We start from the raw sequence: 21,617 nt of genomic DNA, 5'->3' as shown, positions 1-21,617 counted from the left end.
ATGAATAAAATTCCACATCGTGATGAAGCGGAAGTTGAAGCTCAGCTTATTCAAGTTCTTGGAGAAGGTCATAATCAATGGACCTATCGCCCTGAATTAAAGTCAGAAGAAGATCTTTGGGATAATCTGCGTAACAAAATTGTCCATAATAACCTTTCTGAAATCGGTGAAGTTTCATTAACCGACAAAGAATTTGAAGCCATTAAAACAGAATTTCTATTGCGAACTCAGACACCTTTTGATGCGGCTAAATGGCTTAAAGGTGAAAATGGAATTGCTCGAATCACTGTTGAAAGGGAAGATCCTACTTTAGGCTCTATGTCTTTAGTGCTCTATTCCAATCAATACAATAGTGGCGGATTCTTTTCTTACGAGGTAGTTCATCAGATTGCCAAACAAAAAAGTAGTAGTGAGGGACGAGACCGTCGTTTTGATGTCACATTATTAATCAATGGCTTGCCAATCGTTCAAATTGAATTAAAACAAGTAACCGCAAAAGATGGTGTGTATCAAGCTTTTAATCAAGTAAAGAAGTATGCTGAAGAAGGCGTATTCCGCAATAATATTTTTTCTACTTTGCAACTGTTTGTTGTTTCTAATGAACAAACCACACGTTACTTTGCCAATGGAATGCCTAAAGAGCTACATCAGAAATTCCTTTTTAGTTGGCGCACGAAAGAAAATCGTAAAGTAGATAATCTCTATGAATTTTGCAAACAAGTGCTGAATATTCCTCACGCCCACAGACTAATTGCCAACTATACGATTGTTAGTGAAGACCAAGACAATAAAACGTTAATGGTATTGCATCCCTATCAAGTTCACGCTATTGAAGCCTTGTTTACAGCTGCCAATAAACATCAATCGGGTTATGTGTGGCATGCTACAGGATCAGGGAAAACATTAACCAGTTTTGTTTCCACTAAGTTATTAGCCAGAAAATCGGGAATTGACCGGACAATTATGTTAGTAGACAGAAAAGACTTAGATAACCAAACAACGAGTGAATTTACTAAGTTCGCATCTGAATTTAATACAGGAATTTCTTCAGGAAATGCCAAATCAAATAGTTTAATTGTGGGAACTGGGAATGCAAAGGAACTGAGAGAAACACTTTTAGCAGATGCCAATTCAAATGTCGTAATAGTAACTACCCGTCAAAAATTAGATGCTGCTTTAAAATCCGCTAAGAAACAAGAAGAAAAAAAAGGAACCAAACGTTTTCAAAAACTACTGGGACAACACATTGTCTTTATTGTGGATGAATGTCACCGTGCCTTGGGTTCAGAAAATATGGAAGAAATCAAAGAATTTTTTCCAAACTCAACATGGTTTGGTTTTACAGGTACGCCAATTTTTGATGAAAATAAGAAACAAGTCAAAGGGGAATTGGCACGAACAACACATGATCAGTACGGTGAGGTTTTACATACTTACACCATTAAAAATGCGTTAGAAGATGGCGCCGTATTAGGTTTTCAAGTTGAACATGAAGATACTATTGAGCCAACTTCATTAAACAATCAAATCCATCACAAGTTACGTGAAGTGGAAAAATATGCGACTTTTTCACCAGAAAGAATCAACCAAATAATTGATACAATGGATGGAAGTAAAAAGGAAGAATACATTAATCCTGGTGTGTATGAAAAGGATGAACATATTCAAAAAGTCATTCATAAGATATTCCGCCCAGATAATTCTTATATGAAGTTTGATTTTGCCAATGGTCGTCCACAGAAATCAGCTATCCTAACAACAAGTTCCATTGCTAATGCAAAACGTTACTATAAAGCGATAAAAGAAATGACTAAAGAAGAAGACTGGCTACAAAATGAATTTTCACATCATCCGATTCGAGAAGGACGGACGATGAATGATCCTGATTTTCCTCGTATTGCGATTACCTATTCTTTAGATGAAAATACAGAGAATGCGAAAGAACAACAAGATGAAATGGAAGAGATTATTCAAGAATATAATGAATACTATGGAACTGCATGGACGTTAGCAGACATTGATCGCTACAATGGGGATATCAATAATCGCTTAGCTAGAAAAAGAGCTGAGTTTAAACAATTTGGTCGACAAGTCGATTTAGTGATTGTTGTAGATCGTTTATTGACTGGCTTTGATGCTCCGACGATTCAAACGCTGTTTGTGGACCGTAATTTAGAATATGCAGGCTTAATTCAAGCCTTTTCTCGTACCAATCGGACCTATCCTGAAAAAACAAAAGGGTTGATTGTAACATTCCGTAAACCACATACAATGGAGAAAAACGTAGCAGCTGCAACGAAACTGTATTCTGAAGCAAAAGAAGAGTCAGGATTAGTCTATCCAACTTACGATGAATCGAAAAAACGCTTTAAACAAGCCTATAAGAAAATGAATGAGTTTGTACTCGTACCAGGTGAAGTAGACGAACATACCCCATTAGAGACTAGAGTGGAATATGTTAAAGCCTTCCAAGAATTGAATAATGCCTATGAAGCACTAGTGACCTATGATGACTATAATGATGACATGGAACAATCGAAAACGCTTCAAAACCAAGTTGGGATTTTAGAAGAACAGGTTGGAGTTTATCATACTGTCAAAGGTTCGTTAGTTGAACAAAATGAAGAAAATCCAGAAGAAAACATTGATTTTTCTGGGATTGAATTTTACGGAGATAATAGTATCAAGCTCTATGATATTGATTCAACTTATATCGATCAACTATTAGGAACGTATTTAGCCAACAGTCCAGATATTCGAGAAGAAATCGAGAAGGCCTTACAGAAACTGAATAAGATTGAAGGAGTTAAGCAAGTCTATCGTGAAATTTTAAATGCTATGGATAATGGTACGTTAGATAAAAATGAAGATATTTTTGCAATTAAGAGACACTTCTTTACACAAGCAAGAGATCAAGCAATTGAAGACTTTTCTAAAGAGTGGTTTGTTTCAGATACGGAGCTTCATTCGTCGGCTATTCAATATATGGTTGGTACTGAAAGGATTCCAAATATGAAAGCCATCATTGAGAGTAAAAAGTATGAGAGCTACAAAGAAATTCATCCAGAAGGAAAACCTTTCAGCTATGCACAAGCTATTAAACGTGAATGGCGTGAAGTTTTAGATGAAGTTATTATACCGTTGGATAACGAGTTGAGGTAATGAAGCTGTGAAATTATTAAAATAGCACAAAATTTATGTGAAATAAAAAAATAAAAGCTATTAAATCAGCTTTTGTTTTTTTATTCAATAAATATAATCAATCCTTTTATGTTTAACAAAACTATAAATAAATCGTGATAATCATCAGGTAGGAGGATATTATGAAAAAACACGAAGCTCTTGTCAATCTTGTTGTTGGAATGTTGAGTAGCTATTTTGATTCTGAGAATGTCTACAAACCTAGATTAGTTACTAATCAGATTATTAAAGGTAAAGCAATGGAAAATCATGTAGATATTTATTTGGAATTTACTCAAATGAATAATACTGAAAGAACAGTAATAAATGTTGTTTCTGGTAGAGAGGTTAATACACAAGATGTATTAAAACTAGCTAACACTTTAGATGATTTGGAATTTAAATCAAAAGGTGTCCTATATTATGATTTATGCATATCGGAGGAAGCAATAGCAGTAGCCGAATACAAATTGAAAACTAGTAAATTTGTATTTCAAGAAGAAGTAATTAAAAGTATGATTAAACGTTTTGGGATGATGTTACCAGACGAAACCGTTATAGGAGATCCTTTTTGGGTAATAATGGAAACGGATGCAGATGTGGGGAACAAGGGAAACTATTATATATGTGGGGATATGATTCCATTATTTTTATCATATAAACAAGCAAAAGAAATTGCTGACGGAAATCATGGATATGAAGTATATGGATTAAGTCAAAATCATTTAAGAACGCTATCTGGTATGACTGGTTCGACTAGTCATAAGTTGGGATTGTTGATTCCACGATACGGAAGCTTGAAGAGTGATGAGTACGAACCGCTAATATATGCTCCTGGTAATAAAAATATTCTTAAATCATATTTTAGAGGAGAAAATTATGTTTAGTAAATTTAAAAATAGAGGAAGAGTACTTGAAGATATTATAGAGGAAACATGTAAAAAGATTGCTGAAGATGAACGAATTGATGCAAAAATCTCTAAAAGAATTCCTTTAATTGGTTCAGATAAAGCAACACATGAATTTGATGTACTTTATGAATATGAGCATTTTGGTCTGCAATATAGAGTTGCGATTGAATGCAAAAGTTGGAATAAGTCTATAAATAAGAGCCAATTAACTGATTTTGCATATAAACTAAAAAGTGTTGGTAATATCAATGGAATATTCTTGTCAGAATCAAATTTACAAAGAGGAGCTAAGTTGGTCTCTGAACATGAAGATATTAAATTTATTAGATATTCTGATTTTAGATCGTTCTCTTTAAGCCAAAACGAAAAATACCTTTTTCCAAACTATAGAACCATTGGAGATCCATTCTGGATGTTTATAAATAAAGCTGGAGAGGGTTTTCTTGAACAAAATGTTTTGTTTAATGATATACTTTTCCTCTTTGAAAGCAAGTATTATGCTATGGAATTTCAAAAGTTATATTTAAAGGAAGAGAACAATGATATTGAATTAGTAGGAGTTAGCCAAAGACATCTGAAAGATATTCAGCATTCACAAATAAAGAATAAATTTCAAATAAGTTTATTTAACCCAATAGAAGAATTGAAACAAAGTAAGGTTCCTTTTTCTTCTATTGGTTCTGAGGAATTAGATTGGTTTATTCGATGATTAATTCTAATGAGAATTAAGATGTTAGGAGTCATAGGCTACAACCACTAGAATTTTCAGATGATATAACGAACAAATTTAAAGACGTGAAGATTAAGATCCGTACGAATAAATATACCGAAGTTGACTCTGTTTGATGAGGAAAAGACAAATACTGATGGAAACAGTGCTAAAATTTCAGAAAAATGGTATGTACAATAGTGAGTAGCATTTTATTAAGGAATAAAATAAAAGAAATAGTAATTAGAGATTGGCAAAAATTTAATAATACATTCACTGTTTTACAATGGTCTGTTATGAAATGAATTCTTTTAAAAAGAGTAAAAATAAAAACAACTCTTGAAGAGTTAACAATTCGGTGCAGAATCAAGAAAGAAATTTGAAAGAATTAATATGAATGAACAAGTGACTTTTCTAAAGGTTGGTTTGTTTCGGAGTTGGAGCTTTATTCATTTGCTATTAAATTTATGATTGGTATAGAACGGATTCCGAATATGAAAGCCATCATTGAAAGTAAAAAGTATGAGAGTTACAAAGAAATTCATCCAGAAGGAAAACCTTTCAGCTATGCACAAGCTATCAAACGTGAGTGGCGTGAAGTTTTAGATGAAGTTATTATACCGTTGGATGATGAGATGAGGTAACTAACTAAACTATGAAATGCAATTTCTGAATTTAAAAAAATCAACTAATAAAATTAAATCAAATATGAATTTTGGAGTGTAGCTCATGAAAAATGCAAAATATATAAATCAAAATGGTGAAATTGATAGTACTGTATTAGTAAATAAGAATGAGGCACTCCGAAGTAATATTTATGAGAGATACAAACAAAAAAATGTAGCAAAATTTATTGATGCCATAGCTACTCAACTAATGACTATCCCCTCTTTTGTAGAGCAGATTATGAAGCAAGGGGAAATGGTTCTTGATATTTCGCAAGATATGGCTGAGAAACTTGCAAAAGGTACAATATCTTTTGGAACGTATCAAGAATCAGGCCTTAAGTATGCTCAATTTGTTAATTCTGATACGGGAAAGATAGTTAAAAATATTCCAATTAAGGAATTACCAACAAATTTAGGTCCTTCAATTGCAGATTTGGGTTTAGCAATGAAATTACAACAGATAAGTGATACTTTAGATGTATTAGGAGAGAAAGTAGATCAAGTAAATAGAAATTTTGATCTGAATAGGTACGCAGAAGTTCAATCTGCAAAAGAAAAATTTGAAATGGCTATTCTTGCAAAAGATGCCGAGACTAAAAAAGTTTTGTTACGAGAGTCTATGAGTCAAGCTACCAATGCAAAGAATCTACTATTAAATCAACTACTTGAAACAAAAAAGCATTTAATTACTTCTAAATCTAAGAATAAAATTCCTTTTATAACTACTGGTTTATCGGCTGATGCTGGGGACAAACTAGCCCAAACTGCACTTGAAAATTTATCTTATATGAAAGATGCATTTTATTATCAAATTGCAACTCAATATGAACTAGGCGAGTATGAAATGTTGAATTACACTATAGATAACTTTAAAGCGATTATTCTTCAAAACTTTTCTGGTAATGACGCATTAGAACTGGATCAATATTTATCTATAGCGACTAATCCATTCAAGTTTTTATCTAATGAAGTCATTGAATCATCTGAGTCAATACTTAAGTTTATTGATAAGCATGAAGAGTTGCTTGCAGAGTAGATGATTCCTAAATTACTATAACTAATAAATAGACAGGGGACTATTGTACATGGAAAATAAAACGTGTAAGAAATGTGATAGAGAAATTCCAGACAATACAGATGACATAATTTGTGAATATTGTAAAAAGAAATCTAAGGAAAAACAAAATCAACTTTTGAAAGGGATGTTTAGTATTGCAGGGGTAAGCATATTAGCAGTAGGTGCTATTTTAAAAGAAAAAGATTAACAATGGAGATGTAATTTAATGAAAGGCGGGAATATAAATGGGCGTAAGTTTGCCTGATAAGGATTCAGTAGCTGATCAATTAGCTAAATATCGTGAGCATATGACTATAATTACTAGGTATCAAAACCAAATTAATGAGTTGAAAAATATTTTTAACGATACATTTTATGAGTTGACTAGCCCTCAAAAAAATCTAAGCAAAATACAATCTAATTTTTTTTATGATCAGAAAAATAATTTGTTGAATTTTAGTCATGAAGTATATCAGCACGGTATGTTTGTTTTACAAGATATAGCAAAAGATAAAGTCTTAAAACAGAATTTAGAAATTGCATTCTCTTTGTACCAAAATCAAGATAAGTTTAATACCTTTGATGAAGAAATAGGTAATTTGAAATTGGAAAGGTCAATACCTGAAGAACCAAAAGGAAAAATACGAGGATTTTTTAGCACAAAACAAGGTAAAGAAGAGTATTTACAACAAGTAGATAATCTTATTGATATTAATAAGATTCTCCGAGAAAGTGACTTATCTAATTCCATAAATAAGTATGAAATTATAGTACATGTGCCACTTGAAAAACTAAAAGCTATAATTAATGAAGATTTTGACAAAATACAAGATATCTATCAAGGTATTTGTGGATTTTCTCTAGCTAATCCTAAATTGGTTCCCCCTTTAGAGGAACTGTTAGAACAATTAAATTACTTATACTTATTCAATGAGGAAACAAAGAAGTTAAGTATTAAATATGAGAAAGTAATTAATGATATTAAAAATTTAAGTTCGGAATTTGCAAATGAAATTCTAGTACAACGATTTGAAAATTTTCCGCTTAAGGATTTTATTGATGCATACCCAGGTCTACCAGTAACAATTTTAACTCAATCCTTTAATAATATGAAAGAATTAGAACATTATGATGGAAGATTTGATGTGTTAGATGGTGTTGGACCTAAAAAAAGTGAAGTGATTCAAAATGCTTTGGATTCATTTAGGAGGAAATTAGCGGCTAATCCAGTATATAAAATAGACCCTCATCACATTACTAACATACAACATAGATTAATCAAATCACTGTATATTGTTGTTGAAAATCAGCAGCTTTTCAATCAGTTAGAAAAATTTATAAAAGTGACTGATGAACTCCCACTACAAAAAGTAATTACAAAAAAACAAATCCTATTATTATGGATAAAGTGCTCTTTAGATTCCAACTTAGACCTTTTTGAAGATTTCAAGAGAAAAGTTTCTGATGGATATGAATTAGCTGAGCATATTAAGCAAAAATATTATCCGTTTAAAATAGATATTAATTTCTTGGAGGATCAGAATGTTACTTCTTGGTTCCAAGGAAATGCTGCTAGTTCCTATGCTGTACTTGAAAAATTTGGTGGTATTATAAGTCCTGATAATTCAGGAACTAGTGAAATAGCAAAAAACATTTTAGATAAAATGACTAAAATTGATCTTAATTTTTCCAAACTAAAAGCATCATTACGTGGATGGCAAAATTTTGCTGTCAGATACACTCTAGTTCAACAAAAAGTTTTGATTGGTGATGAAATGGGTCTTGGGAAAACCTTAGAAGCTATAGGTGTAATTAGCCACCTTGCTATAAAAGATAGCTCATTATTTTTGGTTGTTTGTCCTGCTAGTATTATAGTAAATTGGGAACGAGAGATAAAAAAGCATAGTGAATTAAATTCCTATAGACTTCATGGTGCATCGAGAGATAGCTGGACTAAACTTTGGATAGATAAGGGAGGAGTAGGAATAACGACCTTTGAAACCTTACAGCGACTTCAATTTCCTGAAGAATTAAAATTAAAATTATTAATCGTAGATGAGGCTCATTATGTGAAAAATCACCTTGCTAAACGATCTAAAACAGTTAATTCAATTGCAAAAAGAACTCCGTATGTGATGTATATGACGGGAACTCCGATTGAAAATAATGTAGAAGAGATGACTTCTTTGATAAAAGTACTGCAGCCAAATATTGCTGAAAATATAATTAGTGAGGATTTCTATACAAATCCTTTGAAATATCGAGAAGCTATTGCTCCAGTGTATTTAAGACGTAAGAAAGAGGATGTTTTGAATGAATTACCCCCGTTGACACAAGTAGAAGAATGGGTATCTTTTGGTAATGGAGAAAAAGAATTGTATAGACAGGCTGTTGCGGATGGAAAATTTATGCTAATGAGACGTTGTGGTTGGATGGGCAAATCTATTGAATATTCACCCAAAAAAATACGGTTGTTAGAAATTTGTGATGAAGCACGAGAAAATGGTGAGAAAATAATAGTTTTTTCTTTTTTTCGTAGCGTAATAGATACGGTAATAGATATTTTAGGTGATAGAGCACTTCCTCCTATAATGGGAGGTGTTAGCACTAGTAGTCGTCAAAAAATACTAGATGATTTTGAACAGGCCCCTGCGGGTGCAGTTCTTCCAGCACAAGTATTAGCTGCAGGTTTTGGATTAAATATCCAAGCCGCAAGTATTATTATATTTTGTGAACCACAAATTAAACCATCAATTGAGACTCAGGCTATCGCTCGTGCTTACAGGATGGGACAAACAAATCCCGTATTTGTGTATAGACTTTTGACTGAAGAAAGTGTGGATGAACCAATGATGGAAATGCTAGATTCAAAACAGCAAGTTTTTGACAATTTTGCAAAAGATTCATTTATATCTAATCAAACATCCCAATCAGTGGATATTTCAGATACTGCAATAGTGAAACGTATTATAAGAGAAGAGCGAGAACGTTTAAAATTAGATACTGATAAATCTATAATATTAAAAGAGGAATAAATTAATAATTAAAATTCAATAGATGTAAAATAATATCATTCACTTGTGTTACGCAGAACCCTATCATAAGTAGTGAGGTTTTAGGAAATATAATATATTAGTTTTAGTGTATTTAGACGATACAAAATTGAGGGTGGTTAAGACAAATGGATTTCAAAGATACTGGAAATGAATATAAAGAATTTAAATATCTCTTAAAGCGCTTTGTTGAACAAGCAAATATAAATATTAAAAGCAACGAAAATAAAAAAACAACTATAGGAATTGATGGGTTTGAAAATAATAAATTTAGTCGTGTTAAAAACTATGATGTACTAAATATTGCAGGCATTGACTACCATATTCATTTATTTAGCAATAGCTCATACGGTCCAACTAGTGGTGAGAACAGTAGTAAAATCCCTTATTTTGATTATAGTTTACCAAATGGAAATTGGGCAAATGTCCGCACAACTTTCCAGAATTTTGAAATTAGTTCGCTCAGAATAGTAGAGTGGAATAAAGAAAAGAACAGAGACAAAGAATTAGGTATATCTTATAAGATAGCTGAACTAGATTTATTTTCTAAAGAAAAGCCCAATAAAACATTGATTCGTTTTTATGAGGATTTTGTAAATGTAGGAAAGAAGGAATCAAGTATGGAATTCACGAATAAAAAAAATGAGTTGGCATATAAGCTTGAAAAATCGAAGAATATTATTTTACGTGGTGCTCCAGGAACGGGAAAGAGTTACTTAGCTAAAGAAATAGCAGCCGAGATTATAGGTATTTCTAAAGAGGAATTAAAAGATTCAGAACAATTTGAATTCGTCCAGTTTCATCCAAGTTATGATTATACTGATTTTGTAGAAGGTTTACGACCTGTAACGCCTGATGATGGTGAAATGGGATTTGAGCTACAAGATGGTATTTTTAAGTCATTCTGTGGAAAAGCGATAGAAGCACTTCGTATCGGAGGAAAAGATAATTTTGAGGAATCGTGGGCGAAATATCTTGCACATGTAAATACAGCCGATGAAAAAGAATATGTGACGAAAACGGCTTACCTTACTGTTAATAGTGTGAATAATTTTAATGTAACCTATGATAGTGGTGTTAATGGTGGGGTATTACCTAAACGCTATGTATACGAGTTGTATAAAAATTCTGATTATAAAAAGCAACTCTATTATCGTGGACAAGCGTTGGTTGTTATTGAGAAAATGAAGAAAAAATTTGGTTTGGTACCCTATCTAGCACCATCTGAATCTAATAGTGTTGAGGGGAAGAAGTTTGTTTTTGTGATCGATGAAATTAATCGCGGAGAAATTTCTAAGATATTAGGAGAACTATTTTTTTCAATTGATCCAAGTTATCGGGGAAAATCTGGTTCGGTAAAAACGCAATATGCTAATCTTAGACAAGATGATGAAAATTTCTATATTCCTGAAAATGTTTATATTATTGGTACTATGAATGATATTGATCGTTCAGTAGACAGTTTTGATTTTGCTATGCGTCGTCGATTTAGATTTATAGAAATAAAAGCAAATGAAACACTTTCTATGTGGCAAGGACAGTTAGATGACGATAAAATAGAAAGTGCTTCTGATCGTTTAATTTCTTTAAATGAGAAAATTTCTGTTATAGATGATTTAAATTCTAACTATCATATAGGACCAAGTTACTTTTTAAAGTTACCTGAATTAGACTATAGTTATGAAGTTTTATGGCAGGATTACCTTCAGCCGTTATTAGAAGAATATATCCGAGGTAGCTATGAAGAAAAACAAAAAATTGAGTCTATGAAAGACGCTTATAACTTGATAACTAAGATAGACGAGGTAAATTATAATGAGGATCCAAGATAATAATAGTTATTCAAAATCTGAATTTAAAAAGACATATCCTAAAATTTCAGCTAAACTAATAGATAAGACTTTATCAGTATTATCAAATGAGAGTAATATTCTTATTTTTCCTAGTGATTTTTCTGTGATAGATGATTTAGAAAGTAATTCAAAAATTATTGAAACGATAAATGAGGAATTAAAATTTCAAAATATTGCAGGTTTTATTGGTTGTGGGGGCGAAAATTTAGAAATACATTCACGATTTTCTCAAAATAAAGATGATTATTTTTTACACTATATGTTACAAAAAGTTTTAAATATCAATGTAGTTGATTTAAATACTAATTTATCTATGGAAGAGCAAATATATCAATTCTTAATTTATGCATTTCCTCAATATTTAAATACAGCTATGAGAAAAGGTATTTTTAAACAATATTGTAGAATAGAATACAATAATATCAATGTTAAAGGAAATATTGATATTGCTAGACATATTAAAAGAAATATACCTTTTACAGGTAAAGTAGCTTATTCATCTCGAGAATATACTCAGGATAACGACTTGATGCAACTAGTGCGGCATACAATAGAATATATTCGTCTATCAACAAAAAATGGCCAACTTATCTTAAATTCATCAGAGCTTATGAAACAAAATATTTCCTCGATTATATTTGCAACTCCATCGTTTAATTTAGGTAACAAGAGAAAAGTGATTAATGCCAACAGAAATACTCCGCTAAGACATGCTTACTATACTGAATATCGCTTACTTCAACAGTTATGCTTGTTGATATTAACTTATAGACATCATGATTTAGGGGGAGGAGCCCAGAATATTCATGGTATATTATTCGATGTTTCCTGGCTTTGGGAAGAATATGTAAATACGATTCTTAAAGATTATTTCGTTCATCCTAGAAATAAAAAATCGAAGGATGGTATATCAATATTTTCTGATAGAACAAGAACCGTTTATCCCGATTTCTATAACAATGAACTAGGTAGTGTTATTGATGCAAAATATAAAAAACTTGAATTTACTTCAAAAGGAATTAGTCGTGAAGATTTGTATCAAATTATAGGTTATTCATATATATTAAAATCAAAAACAGCTGGTGTAGTCTATCCTAGTGTTGAGAAAACAAAATACAACGAAATTGGTAGATTATCAGGATACGGAGCTTTGATATTTAAGCAGTCTATTCAAATTCCACAGCAAGTTGATAGTTATAAAGCATTTATAACCTTGATGAACGAGTCAGAAAATAAATTCAAAGAGCAATGGAATATTTAATTAAAGCAATTGAAAAAACCACCTGATGGAGAGTCAGGTGGCAAAAAAGGAGTTATCATGGCTGTAGATTTTAAAGTCGTACAGACATGATGTCATTACACTTTGGAGGAGTTGTAATGAAAAAATGAAAATAAAAAAGTTAGTTTGTAGTTTGGCTTTAGGTAAGAATGACTGTCATCCTTACTACTCTTTTAGTATACTCATAAGTTATGAAGAAAGTATGTTGTAAATAGTAAAGAAGTTTGATAATTATAAGAAGTAAAGAATGCTCTTGGTGCCTAGAAGGTTTTTGAGAGTATTTTTGTATTCAATGATTAAAAGTCGTTAATAGCAGTTGTTTAATATAAAAAAATGTATCATGTGACAAACAAAATAGACAAGATACTGTATAAAATGTTATTCTGTTTATAGAAGAACGTTCGTTTTGTATGAATCAATAAAGTAAGAGATGAAAAAGTTGATGTATTCTTTTGTAAGATTTACAGAGAAAATGGATTTGAAGAATGATAAAGCAACTAATTAGAAATATGAGTATTGAAGAGGTGTTGATTGTGAAAAAAAAGAGGTATTGGCTATTTAGCTTAGTAGCTATTTTAATATTAGGAATTGGAGGCGGATATTACATGAATAAGGATCAAGAAAAAAAAGAACAGCAACAACAGTTGTTAAAAGCCCAAAATGAAATTGCTATCTATGTAGTACAAAATTATAAAGATGTTACTCAAATTGATTTTGATACCCCCTTATATTCAAAAAAAACGGGTAGTTGGTCTATTGATTTAGAAATTAACCAAAATCCTGATGATTGGTTATCGATTAAATTTATTCTCGAAAAAAATAAAACTAGGATTATTTCAACTAGATATAATCAAGATGATTTTAGTTTAAAAAAAGAATTAGATAGTTATAACTCTTTAGATAAAATAACCGTTAATTACGGAGGTATACAATGATTATTGATAGAGATTACAGTACATCAGTAGACAACGTAGAAAACGGAATGCAAGCCATGGCAGTTGCCCCCATTAAAAATGGAAAACCAGACACCTCTCAAGTAGTGATTGCATTTGCTGGAATGAATGCTGACGAAGGATTAAATATTCTAACAGATACGCAAACGGTAGAATTAAACAAGAATACTTTAGACATATCAACAAAATTAAATTTTAATGGATACAATAAATATACAAACCAAAGATTTAAGGTAGTCAAAAGCATGTGCATAAATTTTCGAATCATAATTAATATGGATTTTGTTGGTAAAAAATCTAACTTACATTTTCATAAAATTATATAAAAACTAAATAACGGTATCTTTCTAATATCATCTATATTAAAATAAAAGTATTGGATCAAGTGTTACTTAAAAATTATTGAAGAGGTGTTGGTTGTGAACAAAAAGAGGTGGTGGCTATTTAGCTTAGTAGCTATTTTAATAATTGGAATTGGAGGAGAAACTTTCTTGAATAAAGAAAAAGAAGAAAAAAAAATATCAGATCAAGAATTAGCAATAAAAAAAAAGATGGCTGTGTTTATATCGCAAAACTATGAAAATGTTGAAACCATTTCTTTTGGAAATTTTTCTCAAACAAAAGATACGGGAACCTGGCACATTGTTACAACAGTTAATTCAAATTCACTAATTCAATTTGATTTAAATAATTTAACTAAAAATTCAAATTTTAATATTTCATACAACAAAGAAACTTTCTTTTTAGAAAAGAAAAAACAGCCGGGAACTTCTTTAAATCTAGATGAGATTTCAATAGATTATGGGGGTGAAAAACATGCCAACAGATAATGAGTATAATTATTTAGCTGACAAAGCCTACGCAGTTGATTCTAAAAGAGAGAAAGAAAATGCTCGTATTCCAGTTAAAAAAGGTTCTATTTTGGAGGTTACTGATAAAGATAATAAAATTATAAATAGTTATGAGGTTCTAAAAGTAAAAGACAACGTAGAAAACGGAATGCAAGCCATGGCAGTCGCCCCCATTAAAAATGGAAAACCAGACACCTCTCAAGTAGTGATTGCATTTGCTGGAACGAATGCTGATGATGGATTAGATATCCTTACAGATACGCAAACGGTAGGATTAAACAAGGATACTTTAACTACATCAGTGGAAGTGCCCTCTAATTCAAGTAAGACTGAGACTCATAAAAAAATTGTAGATGCTCAATCTGTTACCGCTCTCCAATTTGCGGATGAAATCAGAAAAAAATACCCCAACGCCAGTATCTCTACAACTGGTCATTCTTTAGGAGAATATCTGGCGTTACTGGTAGCTGCTGAAAATAAATGGCTAAATGTTGGGTTTAATGGTCCAGATCCGTATGGAATTTTGAGTAACGAAGCAAAAGAATGGGTAAAAAATAATCCAGGTTGGTTAACGAATTTTCGTAACCGTGGGGATGCCATTGGAAATCTTATGGGAAATGGTACTGGGGCAGAGATTAAAATCAGTTTAGCGATGGGGTTAAATCCTCTTAAAGGAGCGTTTCATAATTTGTCTACATGGAAATTTGATGACAAAGGACGCTTGATTATTCCTAAGAACGACTATAATAAAAAAGCAATTCAACAAGAAAGCGAACGTCAATTGATGCAACAATTCGTTATGGGAATGGTTGTTTTACAAGAATTAAAAGCTAAATTTCAAGCAAGTGGTGGAGGGCTATCCACAAATGAAAAAATATACTTAGAAGACAGTCAAGCTTTGGCAGTTGTTCAATTAGCTTCATCAGAGTTTGAATTGGCAATGACCAATACGATAAAAATTTATCAAGAGGGTATGTTAGACTTAGAAAAATTGTGGCAAAAATGTGTGTCAAAGGCTCGAAATGGAGCATCAGATTTGAGTCATGGAGAAATCATGGAGATGCTAAATTCAGTAGATTGTACCGAGTCCAAGATGGTGACTCTTCCAAATGAAGAATTTAGAGAAAAAATTGCGAAGGCGAAACAAATGAGAGAAAAATTTACGCGTCTTGTATCAGAAATTAAGTCTAAAATAGCTGAGTTGGTTCAGAGAGACCAAGAACTAGCTCGTCAATTAGAGTAGAAGGGAAATAGTTGGATGGATAAGGAAGAACAATTACTTAAAGACTATCAACAAACAAGACAAAAATTAGAAGACCAAGAAGACACGATTAAAGAATTTCAACGAAAAGGGCAGCGAATGGAAGAGGAAGCTTATTCAGAGTTGCGCTATTTACTTTCGGATATTTCTGAAAACAATGATTCCTTAAATGAGGCTCGAGTAGAATTAGCTCGTTTAGAAGAAGACTTACTAGTTGAATTGAATCAAGAAAAAAAGAACATTGTTCGGCAACAAGAAGAAGCCGAATACCAGTATAGAAAAGACTTACAACGGTTAAAATAGGGGGATTGATCTGATGGAAGCTTTGGATGAATTGATGAAAGAGTATAAAAAGAATGTCCAGAAAACCGAAGTGAAAGCCATTGGGCGATCTGGGAGTCAGAGTAAAGAATCTAAAAAAGCTAAAACAAAAAAACTAGGGAAACAAGAAAGCAAATTGGCGAAAGCCTCTTTATCAAAAACAACAACTGGTTTACAGTCAACGGTTAAAGGCCAGTTTGGAAAAAAGATAACAAAAGTATTTGATCAACAAAAACAAATGTTGGATGAATTTTAAGAGGACTTGAAAAAGTAAATTTACTAAGAGAGTAAAAAAATTACATTTAATGATGTGTCTAAAACTAAGACCGTTCACTTGAACGGTTTTTTATTGTTTCTAGTATTCTTTTTTTTCATAGTAAAGTGATTGATTATACTTAGCTGGTTTTTTAGTGTAATTCATATTTAGGAAGAGTAGATCTTCTTGGATGTCATTTGTTTTAAATCGGTAATCGAAACTATATTGAAAATTCAAATCATCTTTCATGATAACGAGCAAGTTCCATCGATCAGTTGAATAAGAATAATGAATTTCTTCGTCCTTAATTTTATTTAAAGGAAATCCTTTCTGCTCCATATAATGATGCACACGATTAGTAGCAATTGATTGTTTAATTATTTTATTGGCATAAAACACTGCAGTTAGAAGAAAACAAATAAACAGGAAGATAATAAATTTATTTTTCATAGATTAACCTACCTTTCTAAGTTAAAATTATAGTGTAGCATAAAAAGATTTTTATATGAAGAGAATTTAGTGTCAATCCTTACTTAGATGAATGTCTTGGTAGTTTCTAAAATGGTTTAAACATAGAGAGTCCTTAGCATTGCTATTTTCTTAAGTGTAACATTATATAAGTAGGTGAGCAGATGAGCAATAAATTTAAACTAGTTATGGGTATTTTATTAGTAGGATGTTTATTTGGCAGTATCCTAATGTACGAACCTTATCGTAAATCGATTGCATTAGATGCCCTATACGCTAGATTAGAAAAGGAAAATATTTATAAAAATGAAATAACAATAACGAATAAAATTAGAGATTACAAAATAGCAGGTGGAGGGTACTCTTTTTATTTTGAAATAAAAAACGACAAAAAAAATTATCGAGCATTTTATTTTTATGAAAGAAGAAGCGTAACACTCTATCAAGTAAAAGAAGATGATGGACCAGATAGAATGCTCGATAAAATTAATTAACTACAAGACTGACTAGGAGAGATGGAATGAAAATACTATTACTATCAACAATATTAGTAGCCAATCTTTATTTTGTTTGGAAAAAACAATATAAGCATAGTGAATACATTACTAAAAAATTACTTGAAGACTATTCCAGTATGAAAACAATCAGTAATTTGAAAGATAGGACAGAATTTACAATGGATTTTAAATTAAACGAATCGAGTTCAGATTATTTGAAATTATCATTCTTACAAGACGATAATAATGAAATCTCAGTAAAATTGAACAGCAAAAATAGTTTAGGGGAGTTCAATAGTGATGATATTTTTGAAAAAAAGATGGAATGAAAATCTGACAATCAATAAAAAATGCTTATTGTTGATTGTTTTAATTGCCTTTCTATGTATAACGCCACAGCTAATTACACATAATATGGTCATAGGATCAGATTCTATCTTTCATTTTAATCGTTTTTATGACGCCTCTGAACAAATTAGAAATAAAAATTTTGAATATTTTATTTCTCTCTATGGTTTTCAACAATCGGGACGTATTGTGAATGCATTTTATGGTCCGATAATCGCGTATTTACATGGTTTATTGGTACTCCTCAGTAAAAATTGGTATGTTTATCAAGTGCTATCCAACTTTATTTTATTTGTCCTATCCGGCTGTTCAATGTATACATTTCTTCGTGCTGGAAGCTTTAATTACAGAAAAAGTTGTACTGGAGCAATTTTGTATATGTGTACATTTTCAATTTTATATTGGCCAACTAGGCAAGGGTTTACAAGTTGGGGAGCAGCGCTGTTACCATGTTGTTTATCGATTATTTTTATTGTTTTTGATAAAAAAGAAGTTCCAAAGTTCAAATTAGGCTTTCTAACTGCGCTTATTTTCCAAACACACATCCTGTCTTCTTTAATTCTCGTTTTAATGTATACACCCATTTTTCTTTATGCTTTTGTAAAAACTAAGAAAAGAAAAAGATTTATTATTGATCTAATCAGAGAAGTTTTGCTCTTTTTTTTATTAACACTAAATATATGGGTAACCTATTTTTCAATAACTAGAGAAAATCAATTCATTAAGCCATTTATTAACCACACGATGAGTTCAAATACGATTAATCAAGGTAGCTCCTATTGGCTTATAAATCCAGTATCACTTCTATTAATGTTAGTAAGTGTATTAGGATTAGGATTTGTAAAATGGAAAACGTATGATTCAAGTAAAAAGATTCTTTTTTTAACGATGGTCTTTTTTTTAATAGTATCGTCAAGTATCATACCTTGGAATTATTTAATTGAAAATAATAGTTCAATTGCCGAAATCATCCAATTTCCATTTAGATTTTTTGTTCCGGTGACGATCTTATTGATCTATTTTTTTATGAATAGTTCAAACTTAAAATGGCTAAACACTTCTTTTGTTATTTTAGGAGTGATACAAGTAGTTATTTTAATGTTTGTAATTACAAAACCATGGAATACTAGCGATAATTATATTCAGTCTGGATCCAAAACGATAATAAACAGTAGCAATAGTACGAATACTGTAAAAGAATCCTTTTTCTTAAAAGATAAAAGTAAAGCGTTAAAAATTGTTGAGAAAACAACGCCAGATTATCTTCCATTGTATAACAAAACAAAATTAAACAAATACAAACTTTATGAAGAAAAAATTATTGATAAAGCTGGAATGTTTAGAAAGTCAGTTCAGAATTCACAGCTAATTATTACGGTGGATCACTTTAATAAAAAAAATACTGAATTTCCTATAGTGATTTATACAGATACAGTATTGAGTACCGGTGGCAAAAAAATTGATAGAAGTAAGTACACATTAAGCGAGATTGGAACACCAATCGTTCCCAATGATATGATTGTAAATAACCAAGTCGCCATTCATTTTGAAAATAAGTTTTTACTATATCCTATTTTACTAACGTTTGGTCTGTGGATTTTGACGATTCTTTTTTTTATCAAAAAATTTATTGAAAGAACTTACAAAAAATTGGTCATTTAAGATTAAAGGTATTCATTTATATTTTCAACTTCAAATTCCAATAAAAAAACCACCTGATGGAGAGTCAGGTGGCAAAAAAGGAGTTGTTCATTACACTTTGGAGGAGTTGTAATGAAAAAATGAAAATAAAAAAGTTAGTTTGTAGTTTGGCTTTAGGTAAGAATGACTGTCATCCTTACTACTCTTTTAGTATACTCATAAATTATGAAGAAAGTATGTTTAAAAGAGTAAAGAAGTTTGATAAATATAAGAAGTAAATATGGAAATAGCTCTTAAAGCCTATCCGGTTTTAAGAGCTATTTTTAATACAATAGACAAGATACTATGCTGAGCATGTAATAGAGCGACTAAACAAAAGAGGAGTGTTCCAAAAACTAGTTGAATCTATCGTGAAAAATGGAAACGTAGTATCAACTAACTCAATTTTTTATTTTATAATAAATGAGCCATTTCTATATAGGAGGTATACGAAGATCTCTGGTTTTTAATTTTTAGTGTATCAAAGAAACATACAGAGCTGTCTTTGAAATACAAAATAGAGTAAATCTTTGATAAATTTTAGTAATAGAGATATAGTAGATGAGACTGAAGAATCTTTGATGTGGAGGGAATTACAATGATAAAGGCAATCAGAAAATTTAACATAAGGCTCCCTTTTTTTACGAGCATTCTTATAAAGAGTTTTCATCCGTTTGTTATCATTATGTTGACTCACCTTTTTATTAACCATCGATCAAAATCTTTTTTACTACCTCTTATATTTTATTATAGTATTAAATCTTCGGTATTGTTTATTTTTCGTTCAAATCCAGTACAGGTAACTAAACTATTTAAATATAGTGTGATTATAGGAATAATAGGTTGTTTGACGGCTTTTATAAGTAACGATTCAATTTTTATTTACAGTATAGCAGGAATTCTTATGGGAATATGTAGTGGTATATTGATACCAAGTTATGCAACATTAAAAAGAACTAGTCGACCAAAATCAATTAAGTCCCCTTCTTTGAAATGGAAAATAGGAGGGATTTTATGCTCTATATTTTACTTAATTTCTTTAGCTAAATTGATTCAATTAAATTCATCTATTGTATTTATTCTATTAGGTATCGCATTAATTTGGTTATATCAGCATCAATCAGAAAATTTAGTTTTTGATGTTAAAAATAAAAATGACTATCCTGAATATGCTATTTTTGAATCTTTGTTTTTATTTATTGTTATATTTGGCTCTGTTTTTGTGCTAAAAGAAGACAAAAAGGAAGGGATAACCAATCTATTACCAGGATTAATTTGTACCATTTTTATAATTATGATTTTTTATAGTATATATCGATATAAAAAGCATCCTGAAAGAAGGATCTCTTTCAAGTTATCGTCTATTATAATCTACAAAGGAATGCTAACTAATTTTATTTTGGCTTTTTTAACATTTTACCAAGTTATCAAAAACGGTGAGAGTGAACTAATGGTAATCTATTATATTTACCTAGTGGGCATGTTAGTAAAAGGTGCTCTTATTTCATTCTTAAAAAAAATCTTTTATGGTATTTCAGAACAACAGTTGATTATGACCGGTTTGTTTGTTAGTTTTATTTTCTTATTGTTCCAGCCTACTTTTTATGTGGGGATTTTATGCCTTTCACTATTTGTAAGCGAGCTGAATAGCGAGTTGGATGAATATGTATACAATCATGTAGATTTACCAAAAGATTTTAGATTAATTGCGAAAGCACGATTAACCAATATTGGTAGTGTGATAAATCAACTAATCATGTTCACTACGTTATATATAGCGGCTCTATATACAAATACAACAGTATTGAATGTATTGAAGGCATACCATAGTCAAAAAGAATCCCTTGATTTTTTATCAGTTTTAAATGTCACTAAAAATAGTATATTGGTTATTTTTGTTGTTTATCTATATGGATTACAGAAGATACTGAGAAAGGTGACGACTACGAATAATGAATAGTTAGTGAAATATATGTACGTGCTACATTTTCGTATTTAAAGACAAAAAAAAGCGCTTTATGAGAATGAAAAGGGTACCAAAATAATGCAATAGATGAAATAAAACCATCTTGGATTTGAGATGGTTTTTTTGTTTTTTTAATGAGCCTAGTCTTAGAGTGCTATCATTAGTTAAATAAGCGTCATAAATTAACTAAAAAAAACCACCTGATGGAGAGTCAGGTGGCAAAAAAAGGAGTTATCATGGCTGTAGATTTTAAAATCGTACAGACATGATGTCATTACACTTTGGAGGAGTTGTAATGAAAAAATG

General features: G+C 30.9%; 20 protein-coding genes. 19 read left to right on the top strand and 1 reads right to left on the bottom strand.

All coding sequences use genetic code 11. The features are described 5' to 3' along the window. From BR52_RS10700 to BR52_RS10635, 15 genes are all read left to right on the top strand, one after another. Nucleotides 1-3,162, top strand: coding sequence for a type I restriction endonuclease subunit R (locus BR52_RS10700; protein ID WP_034572533.1), 3,162 nt, complete (start codon nucleotides 1-3; stop codon nucleotides 3,160-3,162). A gap of 161 nt (nucleotides 3,163-3,323) precedes the next feature. Next, the gene (locus tag BR52_RS10695) at nucleotides 3,324-4,067 is read left to right on the top strand and encodes a hypothetical protein (RefSeq protein ID WP_034572530.1); all 744 of its coding nucleotides are present in this window, start codon (nucleotides 3,324-3,326) and stop codon (nucleotides 4,065-4,067) included. Continuing rightward, nucleotides 4,060-4,800 carry a restriction endonuclease gene (locus tag BR52_RS12635; protein ID WP_051915711.1) on the top strand — a complete coding sequence of 247 codons (741 nt, stop codon included), beginning with the start codon at nucleotides 4,060-4,062 and terminating at the stop codon, nucleotides 4,798-4,800. Before BR52_RS10695 ends, BR52_RS12635 begins: the two co-directional genes overlap by 8 nt. Before the next feature lie 494 nt (nucleotides 4,801-5,294). Then, the gene (locus BR52_RS12800; RefSeq protein ID WP_236707182.1) at nucleotides 5,295-5,444 is read left to right on the top strand and encodes a type I restriction endonuclease subunit S; all 150 of its coding nucleotides are present in this window, start codon (nucleotides 5,295-5,297) and stop codon (nucleotides 5,442-5,444) included. An 85-nt stretch (nucleotides 5,445-5,529) separates the two neighbouring features. Beyond that, on the top strand, nucleotides 5,530-6,504 hold the full coding sequence (locus BR52_RS10685) for a hypothetical protein (RefSeq protein ID WP_034573856.1): 975 nt from the start codon (nucleotides 5,530-5,532) through the stop codon (nucleotides 6,502-6,504). A 49-nt stretch (nucleotides 6,505-6,553) separates the two neighbouring features. Then, a complete protein-coding gene (locus BR52_RS10680; protein ID WP_034572527.1) occupies nucleotides 6,554-6,733 on the top strand; it encodes a hypothetical protein in 180 nt (59 codons plus the stop codon). Nucleotides 6,734-6,770: 37 nt separating this feature from the next. Beyond that, complete coding sequence (locus BR52_RS12630; RefSeq protein WP_051915710.1) at nucleotides 6,771-9,560, top strand: DEAD/DEAH box helicase; 2,790 nt, start codon at nucleotides 6,771-6,773, stop codon at nucleotides 9,558-9,560. A gap of 146 nt (nucleotides 9,561-9,706) precedes the next feature. Then, nucleotides 9,707-11,410 (top strand): McrB family protein, encoded by a 1,704-nt coding sequence (locus BR52_RS10670; protein ID WP_034572522.1) that lies wholly within the window; start codon nucleotides 9,707-9,709, stop codon nucleotides 11,408-11,410. Then, entirely contained in the window at nucleotides 11,394-12,692 is a 1,299-nt protein-coding gene (locus BR52_RS10665) for a 5-methylcytosine restriction system specificity protein McrC (protein ID WP_034572519.1), read from the top strand. Before BR52_RS10670 ends, BR52_RS10665 begins: the two co-directional genes overlap by 17 nt. A gap of 503 nt (nucleotides 12,693-13,195) precedes the next feature. Then, a complete protein-coding gene (locus BR52_RS10660) occupies nucleotides 13,196-13,645 on the top strand; it encodes a hypothetical protein (protein ID WP_147291889.1) in 450 nt (149 codons plus the stop codon). Beyond that, entirely contained in the window at nucleotides 13,642-13,989 is a 348-nt protein-coding gene (locus tag BR52_RS10655; RefSeq protein WP_034572514.1) for a hypothetical protein, read from the top strand. Before BR52_RS10660 ends, BR52_RS10655 begins: the two co-directional genes overlap by 4 nt. 165 nt (nucleotides 13,990-14,154) lie before the next feature. Next, nucleotides 14,155-14,493 (top strand): hypothetical protein, encoded by a 339-nt coding sequence (locus BR52_RS10650; RefSeq protein WP_147291890.1) that lies wholly within the window; start codon nucleotides 14,155-14,157, stop codon nucleotides 14,491-14,493. Further along, nucleotides 14,480-15,757, top strand: coding sequence for a lipase family protein (locus tag BR52_RS10645; RefSeq protein WP_034572508.1), 1,278 nt, complete (start codon nucleotides 14,480-14,482; stop codon nucleotides 15,755-15,757). The genes BR52_RS10650 and BR52_RS10645 overlap by 14 nt, the downstream gene beginning before the upstream one ends. Before the next feature lie 15 nt (nucleotides 15,758-15,772). Beyond that, nucleotides 15,773-16,078, top strand: a complete 306-nt coding sequence (locus BR52_RS10640) for a hypothetical protein (RefSeq protein ID WP_034572505.1) — start codon at nucleotides 15,773-15,775, stop codon at nucleotides 16,076-16,078. A 34-nt stretch (nucleotides 16,079-16,112) separates the two neighbouring features. Beyond that, the gene (locus BR52_RS10635; RefSeq protein WP_236707184.1) at nucleotides 16,113-16,352 is read left to right on the top strand and encodes a hypothetical protein; all 240 of its coding nucleotides are present in this window, start codon (nucleotides 16,113-16,115) and stop codon (nucleotides 16,350-16,352) included. 99 nt (nucleotides 16,353-16,451) lie between these two features. On the opposite strand, the gene BR52_RS10630 is transcribed toward BR52_RS10635, so the two are convergent. After that, nucleotides 16,452-16,802: a DUF3139 domain-containing protein gene (locus BR52_RS10630; protein ID WP_034572500.1), complete on the bottom strand. Its 351-nt coding sequence runs from the start codon at nucleotides 16,800-16,802 to the stop codon at nucleotides 16,452-16,454. A 182-nt stretch (nucleotides 16,803-16,984) separates the two neighbouring features. Here BR52_RS10630 and BR52_RS10625 point away from each other — a divergent pair, with 182 nt between their 5' ends. From BR52_RS10625 to BR52_RS10605, 4 genes are all read left to right on the top strand, one after another. Further along, nucleotides 16,985-17,314 carry a hypothetical protein gene (locus BR52_RS10625; protein WP_034572497.1) on the top strand — a complete coding sequence of 110 codons (330 nt, stop codon included), beginning with the start codon at nucleotides 16,985-16,987 and terminating at the stop codon, nucleotides 17,312-17,314. Between the two features lie 26 nt (nucleotides 17,315-17,340). Further along, the gene (locus BR52_RS10620; protein WP_034572494.1) at nucleotides 17,341-17,646 is read left to right on the top strand and encodes a hypothetical protein; all 306 of its coding nucleotides are present in this window, start codon (nucleotides 17,341-17,343) and stop codon (nucleotides 17,644-17,646) included. Continuing rightward, the gene (locus BR52_RS10615) at nucleotides 17,618-19,327 is read left to right on the top strand and encodes a putative glycosyltransferase family protein (RefSeq protein ID WP_051915708.1); all 1,710 of its coding nucleotides are present in this window, start codon (nucleotides 17,618-17,620) and stop codon (nucleotides 19,325-19,327) included. Before BR52_RS10620 ends, BR52_RS10615 begins: the two co-directional genes overlap by 29 nt. Before the next feature lie 616 nt (nucleotides 19,328-19,943). Further along, nucleotides 19,944-21,305, top strand: a complete 1,362-nt coding sequence (locus BR52_RS10605) for a hypothetical protein (protein WP_034572488.1) — start codon at nucleotides 19,944-19,946, stop codon at nucleotides 21,303-21,305. The last annotated feature ends 312 nt before the right edge of the window (nucleotides 21,306-21,617 follow it).

It is taken from the genome of Carnobacterium divergens DSM 20623 (assembly GCF_000744255.1).
GTDB lineage: Bacteria > Bacillota > Bacilli > Lactobacillales > Carnobacteriaceae > Carnobacterium > Carnobacterium divergens.
This window is presented reverse-complemented; position numbering and strand designations above follow the sequence as displayed.

Bases quoted from the DNA above. Each gene is read 5' to 3' on its own strand.
- BR52_RS12635 (WP_051915711.1), top strand. From the start codon at position 4,060: ATGTTTAGTAAATTTAAAAATAGAGGAAGAGTACTTGAAGATATTATA.
- BR52_RS10635 (WP_236707184.1), top strand. From the start codon at position 16,113: ATGAAAGAGTATAAAAAGAATGTCCAGAAAACCGAAGTGAAAGCCATT.
- BR52_RS10625 (WP_034572497.1), top strand. From the start codon at position 16,985: ATGAGCAATAAATTTAAACTAGTTATGGGTATTTTATTAGTAGGATGT.
- BR52_RS10620 (WP_034572494.1), top strand. From the start codon at position 17,341: ATGAAAATACTATTACTATCAACAATATTAGTAGCCAATCTTTATTTT.
- BR52_RS10695 (WP_034572530.1), top strand. From the start codon at position 3,324: ATGAAAAAACACGAAGCTCTTGTCAATCTTGTTGTTGGAATGTTGAGT.
- BR52_RS10645 (WP_034572508.1), top strand. From the start codon at position 14,480: ATGCCAACAGATAATGAGTATAATTATTTAGCTGACAAAGCCTACGCA.
- BR52_RS10685 (WP_034573856.1), top strand. From the start codon at position 5,530: ATGAAAAATGCAAAATATATAAATCAAAATGGTGAAATTGATAGTACT.
- BR52_RS10640 (WP_034572505.1), top strand. From the start codon at position 15,773: ATGGATAAGGAAGAACAATTACTTAAAGACTATCAACAAACAAGACAA.
- BR52_RS12630 (WP_051915710.1), top strand. From the start codon at position 6,771: ATGGGCGTAAGTTTGCCTGATAAGGATTCAGTAGCTGATCAATTAGCT.
- BR52_RS10680 (WP_034572527.1), top strand. From the start codon at position 6,554: ATGGAAAATAAAACGTGTAAGAAATGTGATAGAGAAATTCCAGACAAT.
- BR52_RS10670 (WP_034572522.1), top strand. From the start codon at position 9,707: ATGGATTTCAAAGATACTGGAAATGAATATAAAGAATTTAAATATCTC.
- BR52_RS10615 (WP_051915708.1), top strand. From the start codon at position 17,618: ATGATATTTTTGAAAAAAAGATGGAATGAAAATCTGACAATCAATAAA.
- BR52_RS10660 (WP_147291889.1), top strand. From the start codon at position 13,196: ATGATAAAGCAACTAATTAGAAATATGAGTATTGAAGAGGTGTTGATT.
- BR52_RS10665 (WP_034572519.1), top strand. From the start codon at position 11,394: ATGAGGATCCAAGATAATAATAGTTATTCAAAATCTGAATTTAAAAAG.
- BR52_RS10655 (WP_034572514.1), top strand. From the start codon at position 13,642: ATGATTATTGATAGAGATTACAGTACATCAGTAGACAACGTAGAAAAC.
- BR52_RS12800 (WP_236707182.1), top strand. From the start codon at position 5,295: ATGAAAGCCATCATTGAAAGTAAAAAGTATGAGAGTTACAAAGAAATT.
- BR52_RS10605 (WP_034572488.1), top strand. From the start codon at position 19,944: ATGATAAAGGCAATCAGAAAATTTAACATAAGGCTCCCTTTTTTTACG.
- BR52_RS10630 (WP_034572500.1), bottom strand. From the start codon at position 16,802: ATGAAAAATAAATTTATTATCTTCCTGTTTATTTGTTTTCTTCTAACT.
- BR52_RS10700 (WP_034572533.1), top strand. From the start codon at position 1: ATGAATAAAATTCCACATCGTGATGAAGCGGAAGTTGAAGCTCAGCTT.